Below are 4953 nucleotides of genomic sequence, written 5' to 3'. Positions count from 1 at the left end.
GCCGCGCCGAAGGCCGCACCACCAGAGAAATCACCCGCTGCCTCAAGCGCTACATCGCCCGACAGCTCTACCGAACCATCACCACCCACCACCGCACCCCTTGACAACCCCCACTCACAGATCGGCGCGACAGGTCCGCGTCAGCGCGGGAGCAGGGCGGCGACGTCGGCGACTACCTGCGCCGGGGCCCGGCCGTCGGTGACCACCGTCTCGGTGGCGACCTCGGCGTAGAGCGGCCGGCGTTGGTCCAGCAGGTGCTTGAGGGTGGCCCGTGGGTTGATCGCCAGCAGCGGTCGGCCGGCGCCGAGCCCGACCCGCCGCACCGCGTCGGGCAACTCGACCGAGAGGTGCACCACCCGGTGCCCGATCAGGGCCGCCCGGGTCTCCTCGGCCAGCACCGCGCCGCCGCCGAGGGCGAGCACGCCCGTGCCGCCGGCCAGCGCCGCGGCCACGGCGGCGCGCTCCAGGGTACGGAAGTGCGCCTCGCCCTCGTCGATGAAGATCTCCGGGATCGGCTTCCCGGCCATCTGCTCGATGTCGGTGTCGGTGTCGCGGAACTCCACGCCGAGGGTGGCGGCGAGCGCCCGGCCGACTGTGGTCTTGCCGCAGCCGGGCGCGCCGACCAGCACGACGACCGGCGCCATCAGCGGATGACCAGCGCGTCGAGGTACCCGGCCAGATTGCGGCGGATCTCGGCGATCGAGTCTCCGCCGAACTTCTCGGTGGCCGCCTCGGCCAGCACCAGCGCCACCATCGCCTCGGCGACCACCGCCGCGGCGGGCACCGCGCAGACGTCGGAGCGCTGGTTGATCGCGGTGGCCGGCTCGCCGGTGGTGACGTCCACGGTGGCCAGCGCCCGGTTCAGCGAGGAGATCGGCTTCATCGCGGCACGGACCCGCAGTGGCTCCCCGGTGGTGATGCCACCCTCCAGCCCGCCGGCCCGGTCGGTGACCCGGCGAACGCCGGTGGCCGACGGGATGATCTCGTCGTGCGCCTCGGAGCCGCGGGAGCGCGCCTGCTGCCAGCCGTCGCCGATCTCCACACCCTTGATCGCCTGAATGGACATCAGCGCGGTGGCCAGCCGGGCGTCGAGCTTGCGGTCCCACTGCACGTGACTGCCCAGCCCCGGTGGCACCCCGTACGCCAGCACCTCGACCACGCCGCCGAGGGTGTCGGCGGCCTTCTTCGCGGCATCGACCTCGGCGACCATCAGGGCACTGGCCTCCGGGTCGAGGCAGCGCAGCGGGTCGGCGTCGATCCGGGCCGTGTCGGACGGCAGGGGACGCAGCCCGGGCTTCGCGGCCACCGGGCCCAGCTCGACGACGTGCGAGACGATCTCGATGCCGAGCGCCTGGCGGATCAGCGCCTTGGCGACCGTCCCGACGGCCACCCGGGCGGCGGTCTCCCGCGCGCTGGCGCGCTCCAGGATCGGCCGGGCGTCGGTGTGGCCGTACTTCTGCATGCCGGCCAGGTCCGCGTGGCCCGGCCGGGGGCGGGTCAGCGGGGCGTTGCGGGCCTGCCGGGCCAGCTCGTCGGGGTCGACCGGGTCGGCGGCCATCACGGTCTGCCACTTCGGCCACTCGGAGTTGCCGACCCGGATCGCCACCGGGCTGCCCAGGGTGACGCCGTGCCGCAGGCCGCCGAGCAGCTCGACCTCGTCGCGCTCGAACGCCATCCGGGCACCCCGCCCGTAGCCCAGCCGTCGACGGGCCAGCTCGTCGGCGATCTCGGTGGTGGTCACCTCAATGCCGGCCGGCACCCCCTCCAACATCGCGACGAGGGCGGGACCGTGCGATTCACCTGCAGTCAACCAGCGCAACACAGCGGTCAGTCTGTCACGGCGGGCCACCGACCCGGCGCACTCCCCGTCGCGTCCCGCCCAGCGGACGCCGCCGCCCGCTCACGCGGGCGGCGGCTCAGATCCCCCGACCGCGCTTGTGCAGGGTGCGCAGCACCGCGTCGGCCCGGACCACCCGACCGGCGACGGCGAGGGCCAGGTAGGCGCGCGGCTCGCGGGGGTTGCTCCGCAGGGTGCGCCGGGCCCAGCGCAACGCGCCCCGGCGGTCGCCGGAGGCAGCCTGGGCGAACGCGATCTGCCCGGACACCCGGGCCTCGCCGGCCGGTTGACTGGCGAACTCCGGGTAGCGCCGCAGCAACCACTGCAACGCCTCGGAGATGGTGTCCCAGCGCTGCGCGAAATACGAGCGCTTGTGCCAGCGGACCAGCACCGACGGCGTCCGCAGGTTGATCAGAGGCGCGCTGCGCGCGGCCCGCAGCAGGAACTCGTAGTCCTCCGCGTAGCTGCCCGGGATCTCCTCGTCGACCAGCCCGAACCCGTCGCGCAACGCGGTGGCGCGGATCAGGAACGTCGACGGGTGCAGCTCCGTCATCCGGTCGCGTAGCAGGTCGTCCAGGGTGATCCGGTCCTTGCCGAGCACCCGGTCGACGGTGTGCCCGTCGTAGTTGACCCGGATGCCGCAGCAGACGAACTCGGCGGCCGGGTCGGCGGCCAGCGCGTCGACCTGGGCGGCCAGCTTGCCGGGCAGCCACTCGTCGTCGTCGTCGCAGAACGCGACCAGCTCGCCCTCCGCCGCGAGGGTGCCGCTGTTGCGCGCACCGGCCAACCCGGGGGTACGGGCGTTGCGGATCACCCGCACCACGCGGGCCGGGCCGCTCCCCAGCTCGGTCAGCGACTCGTCCGGCGCGGACTGGTCGAACACCACGACGACCTCGATCACGCCCGGGTAGTCCTGTGCCAGGATCGCGCGCACCGCGGCCCGCAGCAGCTCGGGGCGGTCCCGGGTGGGCACCACGACGCTGACGGTCGGCTGCTGGGTCATCGAATCTCCTCCGTACCCGGGCGCGGCCGGGACCAGGCCCGCCACCGGGGTGGGCGCGGGGTCGAACGGGCCACCAGGTCGTCGACGATCTGCCCGACCCGGGCCACCGCCGCCCGTCGTACCTCGTGTGCCTCCGGGTCGGCGGCCACCGCGTACCGGGACGGGTCGGCCACCCCGGCGGCCAACGCGTCGTGCAGGGCCTCCCGGGTCTCGCAGAGCGCCACCAGCCCGGCGGCGCCGAGCCGGCGGGCGAAGAGGAGCTGATGGTTGTCGACGTGCTCACCGCGAGCCGGATCGCGGGGCACCACGATGGGCAGGTGGCCGTGCCGGCGGGCCTCCAGAATGGTCGCCGGGCCACCGTGACAGACCACCAGGTCCGCATCGATCATCGCCTGTTGCAACGCGTCGTGGCCGAGGAACGGCACCGCGCCGCTCAGCTGGGGCGCGTTGGTGTGCCCGTGCTGCATGGTCAGCCCGATCGGGCCGGAGGCGTGCGCGTGCCACTGCGCCAACCAGTCGACGAGCCGGTCGAAGGGGTGCTTGTCGGTGCCCACAGCGACCAGCAGTCGGAGCTGGGCGACCGCCGAGCTGTCGCGCTGGCGCGGCAGGCGGGCCGCCTCGGTGGCCGGTCGGGGTTGCGGACGCCGGGCGGTGCCCGTCTCCCCGGTCACAGCAGCGTCCCGACGACTGTCGCCTCGGGGTACTGCCGGCGCTGCTCGTCCCACTGCACGAGCATCGCGGACAGGAATGGCCGGCAGAGCCGAGCGGTCAACGTCGGGGTGTCGATCCGGTCGTACACCTCGATGTAGACGGTCGGGATGCGCCGCAGCCGGGCCAGCACCACGAACGGCACCGCCACCCCCGCGCCGGTGGTGACCACGGCGGCGACCCGCCGGGCCCGCAGCACCCGCCAGGCCAGCAGCGCGTTGCGCAGCAGGTTCGGCACGTTGCGGGTGGTCGGGTGGTGCGCCGGCACCAGGTCCTCGCCGGCCAGCAGCGACACCGCCTCCGGGGTGTCGAAGGTGACCCAGCAGCGCCGCCGCTGTTCGTACCAGGGCCGCAGGGCCAGTAGTTGGGCCAGATGGCCGCCGCTGGAGCCGACCAGCAGCAGCACCGGCGCCCCACTGTCGTCGTTGTTCGCGTCCACGCGACTCCCCACAAGTTCGCTTGGAATTTCAGTTCACGCCAGGCAGAAGCAGATCACACGATTCCCGGTCGTTGAATAGCGCGACCGGCCGAGATGACGATCTCCACAACGGGCGGTGCGGTGCACCGAACGTCCGAGGTCCATCGATCGTCATCACCACCTGCGATTATGTCGTCACTCTGCGGCGCTCCGTCGCCGCCGCGATTCCTCCAGATCAGCCGCTATGTCTTTTCTCGATGACGTCCAAGAGTGCGGGATGCAGGGCGGCGTTCCAGCCCGCGCCCGCGTCGGCCAGCCGCCACGTCCGCAACCACATCTCCACCAGGTACGCGTCGGCGACGAGCCGACGCTGCGCGGCGTCGAGACCGAGCCGCTCGCCGTGCCGGCTCAGATATCCGTCCACTGCCGACGCGGCGGCGTCGGCCGGCTCCCCGCGCAGCACGAGGGCCCGCTGGAACGCGTCGTGCGCCAGGTCGAAGCCGACCGGCACGTCCGGCCCGCTGTGCTCCCAGTCCCAGGCGACCAACCGACCGGCGTGCCAGCCCAGGTTCCACGGCACCCAGTCACCATGCCAGTGACCGAACTCGACGCTGGTGTCGCCATGCCGGCGGGCCAACGCCGAGACCGCGGCGAGCGCCCGCGCGCCGGCCGGCTCGGTCGCGGCGGCCCGGCCGGCCTGATCGGCCAGCCGGCGCAGGAAGGCCGAGTCGACCAGCGGTCGAGGTGTGCCCGCCGGGCGACCGCGCCGGGCGACCGCGAGCAGCGCCGCGATCCGGGGCGGGTCGTCCACCGGCACACCGCGTACCGCCGGGGGCAACGGCTCGATCACCGCGACCACCTGGCCGGCCCACGACGTCTCGGTGAGCAGCCGCGGCGGCGAAGTCCAGTGGTTCGATGCCGTGGGTGCGGCGTTCCTTCCAGTGCGAGTACGCCCGCTCCACCGGGTCCCGCAGCAGCACGATGAGC

The 4953-nt window shown here is 73.7% G+C and carries 5 protein-coding genes and 2 pseudogenes; all 7 read right to left on the bottom strand.

Going from position 1 to position 4953, the window contains the following annotated elements; translation table 11 throughout:
* Positions 1-140: 140 nt before the first annotated feature.
* On the bottom strand, positions 141-644 hold the full coding sequence (locus KBX08_RS32150; RefSeq protein WP_210787518.1) for a shikimate kinase: 504 nt from the start codon (positions 642-644) through the stop codon (positions 141-143).
* Positions 644-1822, bottom strand: a complete 1179-nt coding sequence (aroC, locus tag KBX08_RS32145; protein ID WP_210787517.1) for a chorismate synthase — start codon at positions 1820-1822, stop codon at positions 644-646. Before aroC ends, KBX08_RS32150 begins: the two co-directional genes overlap by 1 nt.
* 94 nt (positions 1823-1916) lie before the next feature.
* Complete coding sequence (locus KBX08_RS32140) at positions 1917-2840, bottom strand: glycosyltransferase family 2 protein (RefSeq protein ID WP_210787516.1); 924 nt, start codon at positions 2838-2840, stop codon at positions 1917-1919.
* Positions 2837-3511 carry a glycosyltransferase gene (locus tag KBX08_RS32135; protein WP_210787515.1) on the bottom strand — a complete coding sequence of 225 codons (675 nt, stop codon included), beginning with the start codon at positions 3509-3511 and terminating at the stop codon, positions 2837-2839. Before KBX08_RS32135 ends, KBX08_RS32140 begins: the two co-directional genes overlap by 4 nt.
* Positions 3508-3987 (bottom strand): UDP-N-acetylglucosamine--LPS N-acetylglucosamine transferase, encoded by a 480-nt coding sequence (locus tag KBX08_RS32130; RefSeq protein ID WP_210787514.1) that lies wholly within the window; start codon positions 3985-3987, stop codon positions 3508-3510. The genes KBX08_RS32135 and KBX08_RS32130 overlap by 4 nt, the downstream gene beginning before the upstream one ends.
* Before the next feature lie 214 nt (positions 3988-4201).
* Positions 4202-4861 (bottom strand): annotated as a pseudogene (locus KBX08_RS32125) (hypothetical protein); the annotation flags it as partial.
* Positions 4800-4953, bottom strand: a pseudogene (locus KBX08_RS34970) (sulfotransferase); the annotation flags it as partial. The pseudogenes KBX08_RS34970 and KBX08_RS32125, both read right to left, overlap by 62 nt.

The organism is Micromonospora sp. H61 (assembly GCF_018070325.1).
In the GTDB taxonomy this organism is placed as follows: Bacteria; Actinomycetota; Actinomycetes; order Mycobacteriales; family Micromonosporaceae; genus Micromonospora; species Micromonospora salmantinae.
This window is presented reverse-complemented; position numbering and strand designations above follow the sequence as displayed.